This is a genomic window from Flavobacterium qiangtangense (assembly GCF_042658345.1).
Lineage (GTDB): Bacteria > Bacteroidota > Bacteroidia > Flavobacteriales > Flavobacteriaceae > Flavobacterium > Flavobacterium qiangtangense.
In genome coordinates, this window is the sequence record NZ_JBHSQB010000005.1 from 297,270 (window position 1) to 315,461 (window position 18,192).

Sequence of the window (18,192 nt, forward strand, 5' to 3'; positions counted from 1 at the left end):
TTATCGGCTTAATTGTTGTAGTTTCTTTAATTTCTCTAAGGCTTTCAAGCTTTTTAAACTTTCTTCAGCTTTGTGATAACCTTCTAAAATCGTGCAGTTTTCAACCGTTGCAATCGCCAAACTGGCATTGGCCAGAACCACTTGATTCTGAGCTTCGGTTCCTTTTCCGGAAATAATATCTAAAAACATTTTTGCTGACGCTTCGGTTGTAGTTCCGCCTTTGATTTCTTCTTGATTTAATGTGGAAAGATTAAAGCTTTTCGGATTTAAAATGGCTTCTGAATTTTTGGAAATCATCTTGGCTTCGCCAGTTAAGGAGATTTCGTCATAACCGTCAAGCGAATGCAAAATCGTGTAATTTACATCTGTATTTTGGTATAAATAAGCATACATTCGAGCTAATTCCAAACTAAAAACGCCTACGATTTGGTTCTTTGGAAACGATGGATTTACCATTGGTCCGAGCATATTAAAGAACGTTTTTATGCCTAATTCTTTTCGAATCGAGCCCACATTTTTCATAGCCGGATGAAAAAGTGGAGCGTGAAGTATCGCGATGTTAGCTTCAGAAATACAGCGTTTTAAAAAGTCTTCATCATTGCTGAATTTCACTCCAAGATTTTCCATCACATTACTTGAACCTGAGATGGACGACACGCCATAGTTTCCGTGTTTTGCGACTTTGATTCCGGCGCCAGCGACGATGAACGAAGCTAAAGTTGAAATATTAAAAGTGTCTTTTCCGTCGCCACCGGTTCCGCATAAATCGATGGTGTTAAATTCTGAAAAATCAACTGGAACGCACAATTCTAACAACGCTTCACGGAATCCAGAAAGTTCGTCGATTGTGATATTTCGCATCATAAAAACGGTCAAAAATGACGAAATCTGACTTGGATTGTATTGTCCAGATGAAATATTGACCAAGACTGATTTTGCCTCTTCTTTGGTAAGTGTTTCTTGATTTATAAGGCGGTTTAAGATATATTTCATTTTATTTAAATTTAAAGTTTTCTCGCTAAGGTGTGGAGTCGCAAAGTTTTGATACTCAATATTTCTTCGCGTCTTTGTGACTTAGCTAGAATATTATCAAGCTAATTTAGATTCTAACTTTCTAACCAATTCTTCAAAATCGTTTTTCCATGAGGCGTTAAAACACTTTCTGGATGAAATTGCACGCCTTTTAAATCGTATTTTCTGTGGCGCAACGACATAATTTCTCCGTTTTCATCTTTGGAAGTTATCTCTAAATCTTCCGGAAAACCTTCGTTTGAAACTACCCAAGAATGGTATCTTCCGACTTCAAATTCCTTCGGAATATCTTTAAATAAATCTTCATCATCTACTTCAATTTTTACTTTAGTTGCAACGCCGTGATATACTTTTTCTAAATTAGTTAGGCTTCCGCCAAAAACTTCACCAATGGCTTGCTGTCCGAGGCAAATTCCCAAGATACTTTTGGTCGGGGCAAAATGCTTTATGACCTGTTTCAAAAGCCCAGCTTCATCAGGAATTCCGGGTCCGGGAGAAAGCAAAATCTTTTGGAACGATTCTAACTCTTCCAAATCAAATTCGTCGTTTCTCAAAACGATGACTTTTGCACCCAAATCTTCCAAATAATGAACAAGATTGTACGTAAAACTGTCGTAATTATCGATAACTGCTATTTTCATTTCTGTATTTTTTTAGATATTTTGAGCCAAATCAAGCGCTTTTGTCAACGCTCCTAATTTGTTATAAACTTCTTGCATTTCGCTTTCTTCGCTTGAACTTTCGACGATTCCCGCGCCAGCTTGATAATGAAGTTGGTGGTTTTTACTCAGGAAAGTTCGAATCATAATTGCGTGGTTAAAATTACCTTGAAAATCCATAAAACCAATCGCTCCGCCATAAAATCCGCGATTTGTTTTTTCAATTTTTTCTATTAACTGCATCGCTTTGTGTTTTGGAGCACCACTTAAAGTACCAGCCGGAAACGTGTTGGCTACCAATTTCATAGTGTCTGCATTTTCTTTTAAATTTCCGGTCACTTTTGAAACCAAATGAATTACGTGAGAGAAATATTGCACTTCTTTATAATTTTCGACTTGGACATTAGAACAATTTCGACTCAAATCATTTCTGGCCAAATCCACGAGCATTACGTGTTCGCTATTTTCTTTTTTATCTTCTGATAATTTCTTTGCTAAAATGGCATCTTGTTCATCGTTTCCGGTGCGTTTGAACGTTCCGGCGATGGGATGAATTTCGGCTTTATTATCCTTAACGATTAACTGTGCTTCGGGCGAAGAACCAAATATTTTAAAATTTCCGTAGTCAAAAAAGAAAAGATAAGGTGACGGATTGATACTTCGCAAAGCTCTGTAAACATTGAATTCGTCGCCCTTAAAATCTTGCGTAAAACGTCTTGACAAAACCAACTGAAACACGTCGCCACGATGGCAATGCTTTTTGGCCAGCGCCACATTTTCCTTAAATTCTTCGTCGGTCAAATTTGATTGTGGATTTCCTTGTTTTGAAAAGGAATAAGAGGCGAAGTTTTTTGCGACAAGCATTTTTTCAATTTCGACGATATTATTCGTTTCATCAATGCTGTGACAAAAAATATAAGCTTCATTTTTAAAGTGATTGATGACGATTATGTTTTGATATACGGCATAAAAAATATCTGGAATTTCAAGATTTTCTTGTTTTGAATTGATTTCAATTTTCTCGAAATAACGAACTGCGTCATAACCGATGTAGCCAAATAAGCCATTGTTTATAAATTTAAAATAAGAAGTTTCTTGCTGGAATTGGCTTGCAAATTTTTGGATTTCCTGTGGAAGATTTGTATCTGAATTAATTTTGATTTCTTCAGAAGTTCCATCTGGAAAAGTCTTCGAAATAACTTCAGAAGCTACTTTTATTGATGCAATAGGGTTACAGCAGATGTATGAAAAGCTGTTATCGCTGGCATGATAATCAGAACTTTCGAGTAAAAGACTGCTTGGAAATTTATCTCTAATTTTCAAATAAATACTCACCGGCGTAATCGTGTCAGCCAGAATCTGCTTGAAATTTGTATGTAATTGAAATGTTTTCATAAGTTGGGTTTTGGCAATAAAAAAAGGCTTGTCGTGATTGACAAGCCTTATTATATTTTGATTTAAAAATACAGATAGAAGGATTCGCTCACGAAGTCTGACGTAAGTTTTTCCACCACCAAGTATTGTTTAAAATTGTGTTCATCTGAAATATTGTTGGGACAAATGTATAAATGTTTTTTTAATAAAAATCATTTCTGCAATTTTTTTTGAATTATTTAGGATTTCGATTTCTGACGTTAAAGGTTGGTTAATAGTCTAAAAAGTGTTAACTTTTGGTGTTAAATTTATAGTAATCAACCAAAAACTGAATCTATGGAAAATCAATTACACACCACGCCACACAAGCATTTGCAGACTTTAGGAACAGATTTAGAAGTAAATGTTTCTACGACAGAGCGCGTAGTTTCACTACTTTCGGGCTCGTTAATGTTGTATAATTCTTTGTCTAAGAAAAATAGAAATTATCCGAGAGCTTTGTTATCGGCTTACATGATTTATCGTGGCGCAACTGGCCATTGTGCGGGATATAAATTAGCTGGAAAAACGCTAGACCCGCCAAAAGTGTCGAACATCAATATTCGGTTTTTTGTGACGGTGAACAAGCCAGTTTATTTTGTGTATCAACATTGGAGAAATTTGGAAAATCTTCCATCGATTATGAAGCACTTGGAAAATGTTACTTTGATTGACGAAGAAATTTCTGAATGGACGGCGAGAGTTCCGGGAGATATTGGGCAATTAAAATGGAAATCAGCAATCACAAAAGACGTTGAAAACAGAGAAATTCATTGGCGTTCTTTTGGCGAAGCTTTGATTCACAATGTAGGAAAAGTAGAATTTCATGATAATGGAAACTTTGGAACAAAGATGGAAGTTATGATTTCATATCGCGCTCCGATGGCTGAAACTGGCGAAATGATTGGAAAAGTCTTAAATCCGATTTTCGCAAATATGATTGAGCAAGATGTGAATCGTTTTAAAGATTTTGTAGAAAATAGCTAAGAAATAAATTTTATGAAAAAAAAAGCAGTTCTTTATCAGAACTGCTTTTTTGCTGAATATATGTGGATTATTAAGAGAATTTATTTGAATTTTTTGCTCACATTTCCTTGTTCTCCTTTTGGAATCAAGTCGCAATAATCAGAAAGTTTTCCTGTCAAACCGTCCGCTCTGCAGAGAATTTTATCCAATAAATGTAATTTTTTAATGATTAACGCTCCAGCTACCAGGGCAACCGCTCCCGCAGTTATTCCTAAAACAACAGTTTTTTTCATAATGTATTTGATTTTGGTTAACAGCGAAAAAAAAAAATTAATTTAAAAATCCCCATCATTTTCACAATGGGGATTTCAAACAAATAATAAACCTCAAAAAACAATACAAACTCAAGAATTCTTGATATTGGAATTTAGTAATATTGAAATTATTATCAGTTGTATTAAAGATTTTCCAATTCTTATATTTCAAAGTTACCACATCAAAAAGCAAAATGCCTTACACAATTTTGCCTTTTGATTACATTATTATTGAATTCAGAAAAATCAGGTATAAATCTTAACCCAAATTATATAATAGAGCTTCCAGATTTTATGACAAACTTTATATGAAAATTCGGTCGTATGGAAATTCTAATAATCATTTTAGCGACAATTGCCGGAACAACGGTAATGACGGCGTTCAGCTATTTTGCGTCGGAAGCTTTCAATAAACTTTGGAAAGAACCGGTGCTATTAAATATCGTAATTTCTCGAGCAAATATTGAACTTTCGCCAAAACGAAAAAGTGCTTTTGGATGGGCAATTCATTATTTAATTGGATTGGCTTTTGTGCTTTGTTATGAGTTTATTTGGAACAATTTCGACGTTGATCCTACTTGGTTTTGCGGACTAATTTTCGGCATGATAAGCGGTTTTATCGGAATTTTTAGTTGGTATTTTTTATTCAAGCTTCCAAAGGAAAAGCCAAAAATTAAATTCAAACAATATTATCTACAACTTTTCATCGCCCACATCTTTTTTGCGCTGACCGTGATCGCGATTTACAAGCTTTTCAATTACAACCAATAAACCCCAAATTTTATGAATAATCCAGAAAAAATCAACGAAGATAAAACCAGTGGCGTTCACAATTCTTATTGGATGGACAGCGTGGAACCACTTTCCTTTAAAAAATTAAGCGCCGAAATGGCAACAGACGTTTTGGTAATTGGCGGCGGAATCGGCGGATTAACCACAGCATATTGCCTTGCAAAATCTGGAAAAAAAGTGATTTTGGTCGAAGACGGATTTTTAGGAAGTGGTGAAACCGGACGAACAACGGCACAAATAGCCTACGCTTTAGACGACAGATATTATGACATCGAAAGTTATTTTGGCCTAGAAAAAACTAAAAAAGTAGCCCAAAGTCACAAGGAAGCTATTGATTTCATAGAAAGAATCGTCAAAGAAGAAAATATTGATTGCAATTTTAAGCGCGTGAATGGTTATTTATTTTTAGATCCAAGTGATAAAGAAGAGAATTTAGACGAAGAATTTGAAGCGACACAACGACTCGGTCTTCCAACGGAAATGTTGTATGATATTCCAGATTTTATTGGAGAATATAGAGAAAAATGTATTCTGTTTCCAGGTCAAGGTCAGTTTCATATTATGAAATATCTCAAAGGTTTGGCCGATGCTTTTGTAAAATATGGAGGCGAAATTTATACTGAATCAAGAGCTTCTGATATTGACAAAAACGGAGCAAAAGTCAACGGTTTTCAAGTCAAAGCAAATCATATTGTGGTGGCAACAAATTCCCCGATCAACGATATTTTGACGATGCACACCAAACAATGGGCATATCGAACGTATGTAGTTGCGGTTAAAGTTCCCAAAGGAAAACTGCCGTATGCAATGTGGTGGGACACCGGAAACCAAGAATCAAAATGGAATGCAAAACCTTACCATTATGTGCGTTTAGAACCTTTTGATGACGAAAATGATTTGCTGATTTCAGGTGGGGAAGACCATAAAACAGGCCAAGCCGACGAAGAAAATTTACCCGAAGAACATCGTTACGCTTCGTTGTTAAGCTGGACAAAAAGGCATTTTCCTTATTTTATTGAAATCGTTTATAAGTGGTCAGGGCAAGTTATGGAACCGATCGACTGTTTGGCTTTCCTCGGAAAAAATCCCGGCGATGAAAATATTTACATCATCACTGGAGATTCTGGAAACGGAATGACGCATTGCACCATCGGAGGAAACTTAATTTCTGATCTAATTAATGGCAAAGAAAATCTTTATGAAGAAATTTACAATCCAAGCCGAATGACTTTTAAAGCCGGCGTAGATTTTATTTCTGAAGTAGGAAGTATGGCTTACAAAATGGCCAAAGATTGGGTGAATGCTGATATCAACATGCCTTCAGAATTGAAAGCAGGCGAAGGGGCAATTATGTCAAAAGGCTTGCGAAAACTTGCCGTTTACCGTGATGAAGCTGGAAAATTGCACAGTTGTTCTGCGGTATGCCCACATTTGGGAGGCGTTTTACAATGGAACAATGACGAAAAATCATTTGATTGTCCGCTTCACGGTTCCCGTTTTACAACTGATGGAACCGTGATTAATGGACCCGCGATTTCAGACTTGACAAAAGTTGACGTTCGCGATGAATAATTATTGAGGCATTGCGCCAAAATCCATAAAAGAAAATTCCCAATAATGACCGTCTAAATCTTGAAAACCGTGGCCATACATCCAGCCGTGGTCTTGCTTTTCGTTTGGAATTGTGGCTCCGGCATCTTTTGCTTTTTGAACCAATTCATCGATTTCTTCGCGACTTTCTGCTGATAAGCAAGTTATTGATTCGGTATATTTTTTGGTATCGCAGATTTCGTTTTTAATGAAACCCTTGAAAAAAGTTTCGGTCAAAAGCATCACGAAAATGGTGTCGCTGATTACCATACACGTTGCGTTTTCGTCAGTAAAATCAGGATTGAAAGCATATCCTAATTTGGTAAAAAAATCAACTGATCTGTTCAAATCATTCACGGGAAGATTTACAAAAATTTGCTTTGGCATAACTTATATTTTTAAAAATTAATTTTTTGGATATTCATAATTTATCATCCATTGGATGCCGAATTTATCAGTAAACATTCCGTATAAATCGCCCCAAAACATATCTTGTAGCGGAATTTCAACAGTTCCGTTTTCAGAAAGTTTGGCGAAAATATCACGCGCTTCTTGCTCAGTATCTGTATTTATTGAAATGGAAACACTCGTACCGTTAACCGCTTTTGGACGATTTGGAGGAATATCAGTTCCCATCAAAATATTGCCACCAATCGGAAGCGAAATGTGCATAATTTTTCCTTTTTCAATTTCGTCTAAATCTTCACAGCCCGGCGTATCGCCAAAGCGCATTATCGTGATAAATTCAGTTTTGAAGCAATTTTTGTAGAAGTTGAAAGCTTCCTCGGTAGTTCCGTTGAAGTTCAAATAAGTGTTCATCGTTGCCATTATTCAGATTTTAGATTGTTAGACTTTCTGTAATTCGTAATTTCAAATTCATAATTATTTCCCTTCTTCAATAAGAGAAAGTATATTTCCCGCCGGATCTTTGAACCAAGCGATTGCCATTCCGTTGTCTCTAAAAATTCCTTTTTCATCAGTTTTGATATCTTTTGTATCGTATTGTTCGAAAGTAACGCCTTTAGAAATCAACGAATCGACCTCTTTGTCAATGTCATTTACTGGGAAATTTAAAACGGTGTAAGTAGCTGGTTCGTGGTTTTCCTTCGGATAAATCAAGACGTTATTGCCACCTTCAATTTGCAGATTTACCATTCCTTCCATTTCAGTTTGCTCTTTCACGTTTAAGCCTAAAACTTCTTTGTAAAACTTTTTTGCTTTTTCAGGATTATCTACCGAAAATCCGCTGAATGCTTTGCTTTTTCCTAACATAACTTTTATTTTAATTATTCAATTCTTCAATTCTTATCTTTTGATTTTATTATTCCTAAATTTAGTATAAAAAAATTGTCGGATATTTTATCTATCAATTGATTTAGTAAATTTACTGTAACAAATTCACTTTTGTGCTGTGGTTAAAAGTCATTGTGAGGGGGTATTTAGGACAAAATTTTTATATTTGTTGGGCTAAAAATTCAATCCGTATGAAATTAGGAATCTTATTAACCAATGAGCACCGACTTTTGAGCGTTGCTGCAATGCTAGACGTTTTTGAAACCGTAAATCGTTTTCACGAAGAAGAAAAAGGAACGCCTTATTTTAAAATTTATCTGTTGCATTTTGGAGATGTTTCTCAAACATATTCTGATTATAAACTTAAAAATGCAAGTAACGCAGACACTTATGACATCGTTTTGATTCCGGCTTTCAAGCAAGATTCGATGCCAATTGCGCTACAAGAAAATAGAAAATGGGTTTCGTGGCTTTTAAACCAATATGATTCTGGTGCGGCAGTTGCGAGTTTTTGCACGGGCGCGTTTCTTTTGGCGTCCACAGGATTGCTTGACAACAAACCAGCAACCACGCACATCAACGCTGAATATGCCTTTGCAAATGCGTTCCCAAATGTTCGTTTGCAGGCGGATGCAGTGGTCACTGAAGAAGATAAAATTTACACGAGCGGTGGCGCGACAAACAGTTTCCATTTGATGATGCGCTTGATCGAAATTTATTGCAGCAGAAAAATGGCGGTCAAAGCGGCAAAGGTTTTTTCAATTGATTTGGATAGAACGCAACAGTCTTATTTTGGGACATTTGCGCCAATTGAAGACCACGGTGATGAATTGGTAAAACAAACTCAAGAAGAAATCAAAAAGAATTTTAGGGAAGCAAATACCATCGAGGAAATTATCACGGATGTTCCCGCGAGCCGAAGAAATTTGGTGCGAAGATTCAAGCAAGTCACCGGAATCACGCCAATCGAATACCTCCAAAAAACTAGAATTGAAGCGGCGAAGCAATTGCTGGAACACTCGCGTCAAAGCATAATGGAAGTGATGTTTGAATCGGGTTACAACGACCTGAAATCCTTCCGTTCGCTGTTTAAAAAGAATGTGGGAATGACTCCGACGGCATATCGTGAGAAATTCAATAACTTGGTGGCATAATTATTTTATAGGAACAAACACCGAAAAAGTGGCGCCAATTCCAGGATTTCCAATCGCTCTGATGAAACCGCCGTGTTTTTGGGCGATTTTTTTGCAAATGGCAAGGCCAATTCCGGTTCCTTCATAATCCGTTTTTCCGTGGAGACGCTTGAAAAGTTCGAAGATTTTGTGTTCGTATTCTTGCTCAAAACCAATTCCGTTATCAGCAACATTTATTTTCCAGAAATTTTTTCCGGCAAATTCTTCCAAAGAAATAATCTCGGCATTTATTTTAATGTGAGGCTTGATTCCGGGCTTTCCATATTTAATTCCGTTGGAAATCAAATTAGACAAAAGCTGTTGAAACTGAACCGGAATCACAGCTAAAGTCGGAAGATCTTCCACTTCAATTCGTGCGTTTCTTTTCTCGATTAATTCTAACATATTGCTCTTAATTTCATCAACGGCTTTGTTTAAATCCAAAGGAATAAACTTGATTTCAGACGCATCCATACTTGAATAATTCAAAAGTGATTCGATCAAATTTTGCATTCTGTTGGCCGCATTCGTGATGCTTTTAAAATATCCGACGGAAGAATCGCTAAAATTTTCACGCTCGCGTTCAAGAATTCTGCTGGTAAACAGCTGAATCTTGCGAAGTGGTTCTTGCAAATCGTGGGAAGAAACATACGCAAATGAAGCCAATTCCACATTTTGTTTTTCTAATTCGGCGTTCATCGCTTCGATTTCAAGTGCGGCCTGTTTTTCGGCAGTAATATTTTTTGAAGTAACCGCCACTGAATTATTTACTTTTTCAATAGACGCACTCAGCCACATTTCGCGACCTTCGTGCGTTGCCAGAATTTCATATTTTTCTGGAATTCCGGTTTCCATACAATTGGCCATTTTTTCGAAGATTCCGTTGTCAAAAATTCCGGGATAAACTTCACTACATTTTTTTCCGATGACATCTTTTGGGTCAAGCCCAAAATTTCTCGGAACTTCAATATTAGTATAAGAAATTTTAAAATCGATCAATTTTCCGGCATCATTTCTCACGGCTTCATAACTCGCAATTCCATAATTGGTCGAATTTAAAACCGAACTTAAAAACGATTGCGTTTGGCACAATTGCTGGTGTTGTTCGCTATTTTTGTCTTTTTCTTTGAAAGCTAAAATTTTAAAATTATTGCTTCCGTCAGAACTATTTTGGATGTTCAAAAGGAATGTTTTCTCACCAAGAAGCGGAAAATTTTGGGTAAATTCTAAATTCTGAACCAAACCATTTTCGGATAATAAAACCAGAAAAGCGTTTTCAATTTCGCTAATATGAAACGATTTGTAGTTTATTTCGAACAAATGTTTCTCGATAATTTCTTCTTCGGATAAATTAAATTTGGTTAAAAAAGAGCCATTTGCGTTGCTAATTTTGTTTTCAGCATCAATGACAATCATTGCTTCATGCGCCACAGCAATGATGTTGGCGACAGAAATAACAGGTCGTGTAGTTTTTTGGAATTCTGACATCGTTTTGGGCTTCTGAATCAGTTAGACCAAAGTTAATAAAATCTTAAAATATAAAGGTAAAGTGATGATGATTTTTTTGCAATTTCTTCACAAAATGCGATAAAATAAAAGCGTAAATTTAGATAACAAAAAATCCGTACAAAATTATGGCTGTTGAAACCTGCAAGCTGACTGACACTGAAATCGTGTGGACAGATATCACGAATCCCACTCAAGAAGAACTCGAAGAAGTCAGTAAAATGTATGATTTGAATCCTTACACTTTGATGGATAGTTTGGATCCAGACCATCTTCCAAAGTACGAAGAACACAATAATACACACTTTTTTATCGTCAGGATTTTGCAACATTCAAAAGACGAACATGAGCAAACCGTTCGGGAATTGAGCAGTAAAATTGCGGTTTTTTACAATGATAATTTTATTATCACTATTCATCGTTCGGCACAACCGATTATGGAACAAATTAAGGAACATTGCATCAAATTAGGGAAAGTAAAAAGTGCTGCAGGAATGGCCGTTCGCGTGATTTGGGAAACATTACATTCGTATGATGCGCCTGCTTTTGAACTTTCGGATGAAGTTGATTTTTATGAATCAAAAGTGTTTTTGAAGAAAAATATTCCGGCTGATATGATCGAAGGAATTTATTATCTCAAGCGTAAATCTGGACTTTGCAAGAAATTACTTTTGCTCACAAATGAAGTCTTAAACTCAGTGAGAGTCGATGATAAAGACAAGCCGGCCTTGCAAGATGCGCGAGATTTGCACGTAAAATTAGTGACGCTTTATGACCAAGTTCACGAAGATACGAACAACTTGCTGAATATTTATCTGTCGCTTTCTGCCAGAAAAACAAATGATGTGATGAAGATTTTGACAATATTTTCGGTATTTTTCATGCCGTTAACTTTTATCGCCGGAATTTATGGAATGAACTTTAAATTTATGCCAGAACTCACAGCAGAATGGGGTTATCCGCTGACTTTGTTATCAATGGGAATTATTGTGGTTGTGATTTTCATTTGGTTCAGAAGAAAACATTGGCTATAAAAAAAGTGGAAACTTGCGCTCCCACTTTCAAACAATAAAATTAAAACTCTAAATTGTTTTAAGGAATTCCCACGGTTTCATCGCCTTGGGATTGATCTTTTTTAGTCTTTTCTTCTAATTCGGTTTCTTTTTCAGGCATTGTTCCGCCTTCACTTTTTTTGTAATCCTCGTCGTCGTCCAGCTTTTCAACCTGAATATCTTTTACGTGAATGTATTTTTCGTCAGGAGATTTTCCAGAATCTCTGTTTTCCATTTCGTGATTTTCTGTGTCCATCGTTTTTGTTTTTTTGATTTATCTAAAGATACTTAAAGTTCGTCAAACCAAACAGAAACGAATTATAAAATTCAACCGAAAATTTGCAAAATTGATTAGGTAATCAACTGAAATTCGCCAATTATTTTTTCTTCGCCATTGACAATTACCGAAACTTTGTGCAAACCAGAATAAAATTTTTTAGTCGTAATTAATTTGAAAGATTGCCTTTTTATGACCAAATCTTTCTGCTTCGGCTGATAAATTCTTTCGCTTATTTTAAAGACTTTTTTTGAGAGTAATCCATTTGCTTTGTTGTAATAAATCGCATATTCCAAACGAACAATTTTTGGAACTTCATATTTGTTTTTTACGTCAAAAGAAAACTGCAAAGCATCTGGAACTGTGACTTCAGGAGTATCAATCTTGAAATTTGTCACCTCAATTTCTCTGCTGTCCAAACCATAATGCGAAAGGATTTCAGGATGACCTTGTTTCAATAAAGTGCGACATCCGTGTTTGATAATCGCATCGGTTTCCTTGCTTAAATTTTTCCAACTTTGGGCTAATTTCAAAACAATTTCTGGATGATCTTTTGCAATGTCGTTCAAGTTATTCGCCACACTTCTTCGTACAAAATCTGACGGATCATTTTTCAAATTTTCTAAAATCGGAAGAATTTTTTCTGGATTTTTCTTTAAATCAGGCAAACCCATCGCCCAAGGAAGTCGCGGTCTGCATCCTTCTGTCGCCAATCTTCTCACTTTGTGATTTTCGTGTTTTGACCAAGCCAGCATTTGAGGCATCATTTTGTCAAAATACTTCAATATAAAAGGACGAATTCCGAATTCACAAGTAATAAACTGTGTTGTAAATTCAATAGCTTTCACGGAATTTTCATAATCCTCTAAACCATAAATTTCGATATAATCTGGGAAAAATATAAAAGCCAAGCTGTCTTCTCCGATATTGTTTCGTCGCAATTCGTCGATGGTTTTTTCAATGATTTTCACTGCTTTTTCAAAATCTTCGGGCATAAATTGATGCAAAACTTTTGTTGTATGTCGCATTCTTTCTTTCAATTCCATTTGGTTGAAATCATCCGTAAAAATCTTAGAAACAAAATTTTTCTTATCAAATGAAGGAATCGTTTTGACAAAAACATCTGATAGTTTGTCATAAAATCGTGGAGAATAAATGTCTTTTAAAGCGCTCATCGGCAAATATTTTTAAGGTTTAAATTTGTGTAAATATAAAATTTTAGGCATTTAAATCTATCCTAAAATATACAAACTTTTAAAGATTTTCTGACTATATTTACAAGACAACCAACTGATTTTATCATTTCAAAAAGACAATTATGGAAAACACTTTTGAAGAAAAATTGAATAATTTATTTATAAGAGAAGATCAAATTCCGGAGCAATTTAAAATTGAAGAAATTCACCAAAAAGAATATTTAAGTAACGGAGAAATGAAGCAATGGAGTGGCGATGTTCACGAGGTTTATTCTCCGGTTTACATAAAAAATGGCGAAGAATTAAAGCCGAAATTAATCGGAAGTTATCCGGTTTGCACTGAAAAAGAAGCGCAAGAATCACTCGATGCCGCGGTGGAAGCTTATAATGATGGTCGAGGCGAATGGCCAACGATGAGTGTTTCTGAACGAATTGAACACGTGGAGCAATTTACCCGAAAAATGATTGCTACGAAAGACAAAGTGGTCAAATTAATTATGTGGGAAATTGGGAAATCGCACGCTGATTCGGTGAAAGAATTTGATAGAACAGTTGAATATATTTATGCGACGATTGATTCCTTGAAAAATTTGGACAGAGATTCTTCCAAGTTTGAAATTGCCGAAGGAATCGCCGCACAAATTCGCCGCTCACCATTGGGAGTCGTGCTTTGTATGGGACCGTTTAATTATCCGCTAAATGAAACTTTTACGACTTTAATTCCGGCTTTGATTATGGGAAATACGATTCTTTTCAAACCGCCAAAATTCGGAACTTTGTTACATTATCCTTTGCAAGAAGCGTTTCAGGAAGCATTTCCAAAAGGCGTAATAAATGTAATTTATGGACGTGGAAACGTGATAATTCCAGGTTTGATGGAATCGGGAAAAATAAATGTTCTAACATTAATTGGTTCAAGCAAAGTCGCAAATGAATTGAAAAAACAACATCCAAAAGTGAATCGTCTTCGTGCGGTTTTAGGTTTGGATGCTAAAAATGCTTCGATAATTACGGCGAATGCAGATTTAAATTTGGCAGTAAAAGAAACAATTACGGGTTCGCTTTCGTTTAACGGACAGCGTTGCACGGCGCTGAAAATCGTTTGGGTTCACCGAAGCAAAGCTGATGAATTTATAGAAGGTTTCAACAAGGCAGTTTCTGAATTGAAATTTGGATTGCCGTGGGAAGAAGGCGTTTCGCTGACACCGCTTCCAGAACCTTATAAAATTGATTATTTAAACGAATGTATCGCTGACGCGGAAGCAAAAGGAGCGAAGGTGATGAACGAAAACGGAGGTGTTTCAAAGGCTTCATTTTTCTTTCCGGCGGTTGTTTATCCGGTAAATTCTGAGATGAAATTGTACCACGAAGAACAATTCGGACCAATAATTCCGATTGTGCCTTTTGACGATGTCGAAGAAGTGATTCAATATTTGATTGATGCAAAATTTGGCCAGCAAGTTAGTATTTTTAGCATGGATGCCTCTGAAGTTGGTTCATTAATTGATCCGTTGGTAAACCAAGTCAGCCGTGTAAATATCAACAGTCAGTCGCAACGCGGACCAGATATTTTTCCGTTTACAGGAAGAAAAGACAGCGCCGAAGGAACACTTTCAATTCCAGATGCGATTCGCTCGTTTTCAATTCGTTCGCTCGTTGCATTTAAGATGAATGATGCTAATAATCAATTGATTAATGAAATTGTAAATGATGATAAATCGAAGTTTTTAAGCACTCGATTTATATTTTAATTCGATACCAAAATTTTAAAAAGAGGACAGATAAGTCCTCTTTTTTAGTTTTAACTAAGATTTTTATTGCACTCAATTCACAATCGAATACAAATCAGTAATAATGGTTAGTATTTCAGTAATTGGTATAATAATAGTATAAAAATTAGGCGGAAATTTGTTGGAATTAAAATTTTGCTACCAAAATGAACTACAATATATAGTGATGAAAAATATTGTAACTTTAATATTGGGTTGACGCTGTGGATTTCCCCCAAAGCCGTGGCGCAAGTTCCAACCAAAAACTCGAAAAAGATGAATTTTATTTTAGACAAAGGAAATCCAGCACCAAAGGAATATTTCACAGGAACGGTTTGGGTAAATACGGCGGTAAGTCCCGATGATAATTTGAACAGCTCTATTGGAAAAGTGACTTTTGAAGAAAAAGCTAGAACCAATTGGCACCAACACCGAAACGGACAAACGTTGATAGTCACTGAAGGAATTGGTTATTACCAAGAAAAAGGGAAGTCGATTCAGATTATTCAAAAAGGTGATGTCGTTAAAATCCCAGCAGATGTTGTACATTGGCATGGCGCGTCAAAAGAAAATAGCATGACGCATATCGCCGTTGTTGCAGATGCTGGAAAAGAAGCAACCGTTTGGCTAGAACCCGTGACTGACGAAGAATTTAACAGCGATAAAAATTAAAAACAGACTATGAGTACAACAAACGTTAAAGCTTTTGGGACAGAATCTCGAGAAGCTGATTTACAACAAATGAACATCGAGCGCAGAAATGTGACGGCAAAAGATGTTGAAATTGAAATTTTATTTTGTGGCGTATGCCATTCTGATTTGCATACCGCAAGAAATGACTGGGGCGGAACCATTTATCCGGCAGTTCCAGGTCATGAAATCGTTGGAAAAATTACTTCGGTTGGAAACGAGGTTTCAAAATTTAAAGTTGGCGATATCGTCGGAGTGGGCTGTATCGTTGATTCTTGCAGAACTTGTGAGAGTTGCAAACAAGATTTAGAGCAATATTGCCTTAATGGTTTTACAGGAACTTACAACGGAAAAGACAAACATTTAGGCAAGCAAACTTTTGGCGGTTATTCAGAAAAAGTGGTTGTTGATGAAGGTTACGTGCTTCGTGTTCCAGAAAATTTAGATTTGGCTGCTGCGGCTCCGTTGCTTTGTGCGGGAGTTACAACTTGGTCACCTTTAAAGCATTGGGATGTAAAAGAAGGTAGCAAAGTGGCTGTCGTTGGACTGGGCGGTTTGGGTCATATGGCAATTAAACTGGCAAAAGGTTTGGGTGCATCGGTTACGTTGTTTTCAAGAACTCCAGATAAAACTGCTGACGCGAAAGAGCTTGGCGCTGACGAAGTGGTCATTTCTACGGATGCTTCTCAAATGAAATCTGTTGCAGGAAAATTTGACTTGATTATTGACACCGTTCCTTATGTTCACGACGTAAATCCTTATGTATCAACATTAAATATCAACGGAACCTTAGTTTTAGTTGGATATCTTGGACCATTAGATCCGTTTTTAAATTCAGTTCCAATGATTATGGGAAGAAAATCTGTGGCAGGTTCTGTCATCGGAGGCATCGCTGAAACACAAGAAATGTTAGATTTCTGCGGAAAGCATAATATTGTTTCAGAAATTGAAATGATCAATATGCAGGATATCAACGCGTCTTATGAAAGAATGCTAAAAAGCGACGTGAAATATCGTTTTGTAATTGATATGGCTTCGCTAAAATCATAAAAAATAAAGCATAAAAAAATACCCTCGCGAGATTTTGCAAGGGTATTTTTATTTTAGTCTAATTCTTTGATGAAATCTTCTTTTGGTTTTCTGACCTTTTTCAGATTAACAAGCCAGTCGTTATTTTCTTCTCTGTAACCAAGCGGCAATAACAAAACGCTACGAAGTCCTTTTTCTTTTAAGCCTAATAATTCATCAACAGCTTCCGGTTTAAAACCTTCAATTGGCGTACAATCTACTCTTTCTAAAGCCGCCGCCGCAATGGCAAAGCTAAATCCAATGTAGGCTTGGCGCGCCGCATGTTCAAAATTTTCTTTAGCATCACGACCCACATACATGTCGATTAATCGCTTGCGGTAGTTGTCCCAATCTTGATTAAAACCTCTAATTTCAGTAGAAATTTTAAAGGCGTGATTGATTCTTTCCTCAGTATAATCGTCCCAAGCAGCGAAAATTAGCAAGTGCGAACAGTCTGTAATTACCGATTGATTATTGGCAATTGGCTTAATTTTTTCTTTTAGTTCAGAATTTTTGATAACCAAAACTTCGAATGGTTGCAAACCACTTGATGTTGGTGCTAAAATTGTGGCTTCCAGAATATTGTCAATTTTTGAATCATTGATTTTGACGCCATTCATCGCTTTTGTAGCATAACGCCAGTTTAAATCGTCTATATATTGCATTTGGATTTTTTAGGAATTTAATTTATTGCAAAAATAAATCTAATTATTAAATGAAGCGGTGTTAAATTTTAGGAATTATAAAAATCAAAAATTCGTAAATTTATAAGAAAACAGTTTATGAAAAGGAATTACAAAAAAGAAGAATTTCCGGTAGAAAATATTCGCAAATTTCTAGAACCGGGGCCAATTGTTTTGGTTTCTTCCAAATGGAACGAAAAAACGAATATTATGACGATGGGTTGGCACACGGTTTTAGAATTTTCTCCTTCATTAATAGGATGCATGATTACTGCGGCAAATCATAGTTTTGAAATGATCAAGAATTCAAAAGAATGTGTGATCAATATTCCAACGGTTGATTATATCGAAGAAATCATTGCAATTGGAAATTGTTCTGGCAGAAACACCGACAAATTCAAGAAATTTAAGCTGACAATCGAAGATTCTAAAAAAGTGGAAGCGCCTTCAATTAAAGAATGTTATGCCAATTTTGAATGTAAAATTGTGGACACGACGTTGCTTGCGAAGTATAATTTTTTTATAATGGAAGTTGTTAATGCCAAGGTTGCCAGCTTCCCAAAGTATCCCAAAACTGTACATTATAGAGGAGAAGGAACTTTTATGGTTTCTGGAAAACACATCTCGCTTCCCGAAAAATTTAAACCTCAAAATCTTTAAAATCTTCTGATAAATTAAAATTGTTTGAATTTTGCAAGTTATGATTTGTTCATTGCAATA

Annotated in this window: 20 protein-coding genes; 9 read left to right on the forward strand and 11 right to left on the reverse strand. The window is 35.9% G+C overall.

Annotated elements, in window-relative coordinates:
* The 3 genes from trpD to ACFPVY_RS07030 all read right to left on the reverse strand — a co-directional run bounded on the left by trpD (window position 1) and on the right by ACFPVY_RS07030 (window position 3,086).
* Window positions 1–993: an anthranilate phosphoribosyltransferase gene (gene trpD / locus ACFPVY_RS07020; RefSeq protein ID WP_379791260.1), complete on the reverse strand. Its 993-nt coding sequence runs from the start codon at window positions 991–993 to the stop codon at window positions 1–3.
* A 113-nt stretch (window positions 994–1,106) separates the two neighbouring features.
* The gene (locus ACFPVY_RS07025) at window positions 1,107–1,673 is read right to left on the reverse strand and encodes an anthranilate synthase component II (RefSeq protein ID WP_379791261.1); all 567 of its coding nucleotides are present in this window, start codon (window positions 1,671–1,673) and stop codon (window positions 1,107–1,109) included.
* Between the two features lie 12 nt (window positions 1,674–1,685).
* Window positions 1,686–3,086 (reverse strand): anthranilate synthase component I family protein, encoded by a 1,401-nt coding sequence (locus ACFPVY_RS07030; RefSeq protein WP_379791262.1) that lies wholly within the window; start codon window positions 3,084–3,086, stop codon window positions 1,686–1,688.
* Between the two features lie 315 nt (window positions 3,087–3,401).
* Between ACFPVY_RS07030 and ACFPVY_RS07035 the strand changes: the two genes are divergently transcribed.
* The gene (locus ACFPVY_RS07035) at window positions 3,402–4,091 is read left to right on the forward strand and encodes an SRPBCC family protein (RefSeq protein WP_379791263.1); all 690 of its coding nucleotides are present in this window, start codon (window positions 3,402–3,404) and stop codon (window positions 4,089–4,091) included.
* An 80-nt stretch (window positions 4,092–4,171) separates the two neighbouring features.
* On the opposite strand, the gene ACFPVY_RS07040 is transcribed toward ACFPVY_RS07035, so the two are convergent.
* Window positions 4,172–4,363, reverse strand: coding sequence for a hypothetical protein (locus ACFPVY_RS07040; RefSeq protein ID WP_379791264.1), 192 nt, complete (start codon window positions 4,361–4,363; stop codon window positions 4,172–4,174).
* Window positions 4,364–4,708: 345 nt separating this feature from the next.
* Between ACFPVY_RS07040 and ACFPVY_RS07045 the strand changes: the two genes are divergently transcribed.
* Window positions 4,709–5,155 (forward strand): hypothetical protein, encoded by a 447-nt coding sequence (locus tag ACFPVY_RS07045; RefSeq protein ID WP_379791265.1) that lies wholly within the window; start codon window positions 4,709–4,711, stop codon window positions 5,153–5,155.
* A gap of 12 nt (window positions 5,156–5,167) precedes the next feature.
* Window positions 5,168–6,748: an FAD-dependent oxidoreductase gene (locus ACFPVY_RS07050; RefSeq protein WP_379791266.1), complete on the forward strand. Its 1,581-nt coding sequence runs from the start codon at window positions 5,168–5,170 to the stop codon at window positions 6,746–6,748.
* Here ACFPVY_RS07050 and ACFPVY_RS07055 read toward each other — a convergent pair whose 3' ends face one another.
* The 3 genes from ACFPVY_RS07055 to ACFPVY_RS07065 are packed head-to-tail and all read right to left on the reverse strand — an operon-like array spanning window position 6,749 to window position 8,038.
* Window positions 6,749–7,153, reverse strand: coding sequence for a VOC family protein (locus ACFPVY_RS07055; protein WP_379791267.1), 405 nt, complete (start codon window positions 7,151–7,153; stop codon window positions 6,749–6,751).
* An 18-nt stretch (window positions 7,154–7,171) separates the two neighbouring features.
* A complete protein-coding gene (locus ACFPVY_RS07060; RefSeq protein ID WP_379791268.1) occupies window positions 7,172–7,594 on the reverse strand; it encodes a VOC family protein in 423 nt (140 codons plus the stop codon).
* A 54-nt stretch (window positions 7,595–7,648) separates the two neighbouring features.
* A complete protein-coding gene (locus tag ACFPVY_RS07065; RefSeq protein ID WP_379791269.1) occupies window positions 7,649–8,038 on the reverse strand; it encodes a VOC family protein in 390 nt (129 codons plus the stop codon).
* A 212-nt stretch (window positions 8,039–8,250) separates the two neighbouring features.
* Here ACFPVY_RS07065 and ACFPVY_RS07070 point away from each other — a divergent pair, with 212 nt between their 5' ends.
* Entirely contained in the window at window positions 8,251–9,213 is a 963-nt protein-coding gene (locus tag ACFPVY_RS07070; protein WP_379791270.1) for a GlxA family transcriptional regulator, read from the forward strand.
* On the opposite strand, the gene ACFPVY_RS07075 is transcribed toward ACFPVY_RS07070, so the two are convergent.
* Window positions 9,214–10,719, reverse strand: a complete 1,506-nt coding sequence (locus tag ACFPVY_RS07075) for a PAS domain-containing sensor histidine kinase (RefSeq protein ID WP_379791271.1) — start codon at window positions 10,717–10,719, stop codon at window positions 9,214–9,216.
* Between the two features lie 146 nt (window positions 10,720–10,865).
* On the opposite strand from ACFPVY_RS07075, the gene ACFPVY_RS07080 reads away from it, so the two are divergent.
* Entirely contained in the window at window positions 10,866–11,771 is a 906-nt protein-coding gene (locus ACFPVY_RS07080; protein WP_379791272.1) for a magnesium transporter CorA family protein, read from the forward strand.
* Window positions 11,772–11,829: 58 nt separating this feature from the next.
* Here ACFPVY_RS07080 and ACFPVY_RS07085 read toward each other — a convergent pair whose 3' ends face one another.
* Both ACFPVY_RS07085 and ACFPVY_RS07090 read right to left on the reverse strand, forming a co-directional pair.
* Complete coding sequence (locus tag ACFPVY_RS07085; RefSeq protein WP_379791273.1) at window positions 11,830–12,045, reverse strand: hypothetical protein; 216 nt, start codon at window positions 12,043–12,045, stop codon at window positions 11,830–11,832.
* Window positions 12,046–12,140: 95 nt separating this feature from the next.
* Window positions 12,141–13,241 carry a DNA alkylation repair protein gene (locus ACFPVY_RS07090; protein ID WP_379791274.1) on the reverse strand — a complete coding sequence of 367 codons (1,101 nt, stop codon included), beginning with the start codon at window positions 13,239–13,241 and terminating at the stop codon, window positions 12,141–12,143.
* A 143-nt stretch (window positions 13,242–13,384) separates the two neighbouring features.
* Here ACFPVY_RS07090 and ACFPVY_RS07095 point away from each other — a divergent pair, with 143 nt between their 5' ends.
* The 3 genes from ACFPVY_RS07095 to ACFPVY_RS07105 all read left to right on the forward strand — a co-directional run bounded on the left by ACFPVY_RS07095 (window position 13,385) and on the right by ACFPVY_RS07105 (window position 16,771).
* Window positions 13,385–15,013 carry an NADP-dependent glyceraldehyde-3-phosphate dehydrogenase gene (locus tag ACFPVY_RS07095; RefSeq protein ID WP_379791275.1) on the forward strand — a complete coding sequence of 543 codons (1,629 nt, stop codon included), beginning with the start codon at window positions 13,385–13,387 and terminating at the stop codon, window positions 15,011–15,013.
* 294 nt (window positions 15,014–15,307) lie between these two features.
* Window positions 15,308–15,703 carry a (R)-mandelonitrile lyase gene (locus ACFPVY_RS07100; RefSeq protein WP_379791276.1) on the forward strand — a complete coding sequence of 132 codons (396 nt, stop codon included), beginning with the start codon at window positions 15,308–15,310 and terminating at the stop codon, window positions 15,701–15,703.
* Between the two features lie 9 nt (window positions 15,704–15,712).
* Entirely contained in the window at window positions 15,713–16,771 is a 1,059-nt protein-coding gene (locus tag ACFPVY_RS07105; RefSeq protein ID WP_379791277.1) for an NAD(P)-dependent alcohol dehydrogenase, read from the forward strand.
* 53 nt (window positions 16,772–16,824) lie between these two features.
* Here the strand turns inward: ACFPVY_RS07105 and ACFPVY_RS07110 are convergent, their stop codons facing one another.
* On the reverse strand, window positions 16,825–17,454 hold the full coding sequence (locus tag ACFPVY_RS07110) for a nitroreductase family protein (protein ID WP_379791278.1): 630 nt from the start codon (window positions 17,452–17,454) through the stop codon (window positions 16,825–16,827).
* 117 nt (window positions 17,455–17,571) lie between these two features.
* Here ACFPVY_RS07110 and ACFPVY_RS07115 point away from each other — a divergent pair, with 117 nt between their 5' ends.
* Window positions 17,572–18,132 (forward strand): flavin reductase family protein, encoded by a 561-nt coding sequence (locus ACFPVY_RS07115; RefSeq protein ID WP_379791279.1) that lies wholly within the window; start codon window positions 17,572–17,574, stop codon window positions 18,130–18,132.
* The last annotated feature ends 60 nt before the right edge of the window (window positions 18,133–18,192 follow it).

What these genes read in the sequence shown, in the direction of transcription:
- trpD (WP_379791260.1), bottom strand. Translation starts at nt 993, where the DNA reads ATGAAATATATCTTAAACCGCCTTATAAATCAAGAAACACTTACCAAA.
- ACFPVY_RS07025 (WP_379791261.1), bottom strand. Translation starts at nt 1,673, where the DNA reads ATGAAAATAGCAGTTATCGATAATTACGACAGTTTTACGTACAATCTT.
- ACFPVY_RS07030 (WP_379791262.1), bottom strand. Translation starts at nt 3,086, where the DNA reads ATGAAAACATTTCAATTACATACAAATTTCAAGCAGATTCTGGCTGAC.
- ACFPVY_RS07035 (WP_379791263.1), top strand. Translation starts at nt 3,402, where the DNA reads ATGGAAAATCAATTACACACCACGCCACACAAGCATTTGCAGACTTTA.
- ACFPVY_RS07040 (WP_379791264.1), bottom strand. Translation starts at nt 4,363, where the DNA reads ATGAAAAAAACTGTTGTTTTAGGAATAACTGCGGGAGCGGTTGCCCTG.
- ACFPVY_RS07045 (WP_379791265.1), top strand. Translation starts at nt 4,709, where the DNA reads ATGGAAATTCTAATAATCATTTTAGCGACAATTGCCGGAACAACGGTA.
- ACFPVY_RS07050 (WP_379791266.1), top strand. Translation starts at nt 5,168, where the DNA reads ATGAATAATCCAGAAAAAATCAACGAAGATAAAACCAGTGGCGTTCAC.
- ACFPVY_RS07055 (WP_379791267.1), bottom strand. Translation starts at nt 7,153, where the DNA reads ATGCCAAAGCAAATTTTTGTAAATCTTCCCGTGAATGATTTGAACAGA.
- ACFPVY_RS07060 (WP_379791268.1), bottom strand. Translation starts at nt 7,594, where the DNA reads ATGGCAACGATGAACACTTATTTGAACTTCAACGGAACTACCGAGGAA.
- ACFPVY_RS07065 (WP_379791269.1), bottom strand. Translation starts at nt 8,038, where the DNA reads ATGTTAGGAAAAAGCAAAGCATTCAGCGGATTTTCGGTAGATAATCCT.
- ACFPVY_RS07070 (WP_379791270.1), top strand. Translation starts at nt 8,251, where the DNA reads ATGAAATTAGGAATCTTATTAACCAATGAGCACCGACTTTTGAGCGTT.
- ACFPVY_RS07075 (WP_379791271.1), bottom strand. Translation starts at nt 10,719, where the DNA reads ATGTCAGAATTCCAAAAAACTACACGACCTGTTATTTCTGTCGCCAAC.
- ACFPVY_RS07080 (WP_379791272.1), top strand. Translation starts at nt 10,866, where the DNA reads ATGGCTGTTGAAACCTGCAAGCTGACTGACACTGAAATCGTGTGGACA.
- ACFPVY_RS07085 (WP_379791273.1), bottom strand. Translation starts at nt 12,045, where the DNA reads ATGGACACAGAAAATCACGAAATGGAAAACAGAGATTCTGGAAAATCT.
- ACFPVY_RS07090 (WP_379791274.1), bottom strand. Translation starts at nt 13,241, where the DNA reads ATGAGCGCTTTAAAAGACATTTATTCTCCACGATTTTATGACAAACTA.
- ACFPVY_RS07095 (WP_379791275.1), top strand. Translation starts at nt 13,385, where the DNA reads ATGGAAAACACTTTTGAAGAAAAATTGAATAATTTATTTATAAGAGAA.
- ACFPVY_RS07100 (WP_379791276.1), top strand. Translation starts at nt 15,308, where the DNA reads ATGAATTTTATTTTAGACAAAGGAAATCCAGCACCAAAGGAATATTTC.
- ACFPVY_RS07105 (WP_379791277.1), top strand. Translation starts at nt 15,713, where the DNA reads ATGAGTACAACAAACGTTAAAGCTTTTGGGACAGAATCTCGAGAAGCT.
- ACFPVY_RS07110 (WP_379791278.1), bottom strand. Translation starts at nt 17,454, where the DNA reads ATGCAATATATAGACGATTTAAACTGGCGTTATGCTACAAAAGCGATG.
- ACFPVY_RS07115 (WP_379791279.1), top strand. Translation starts at nt 17,572, where the DNA reads ATGAAAAGGAATTACAAAAAAGAAGAATTTCCGGTAGAAAATATTCGC.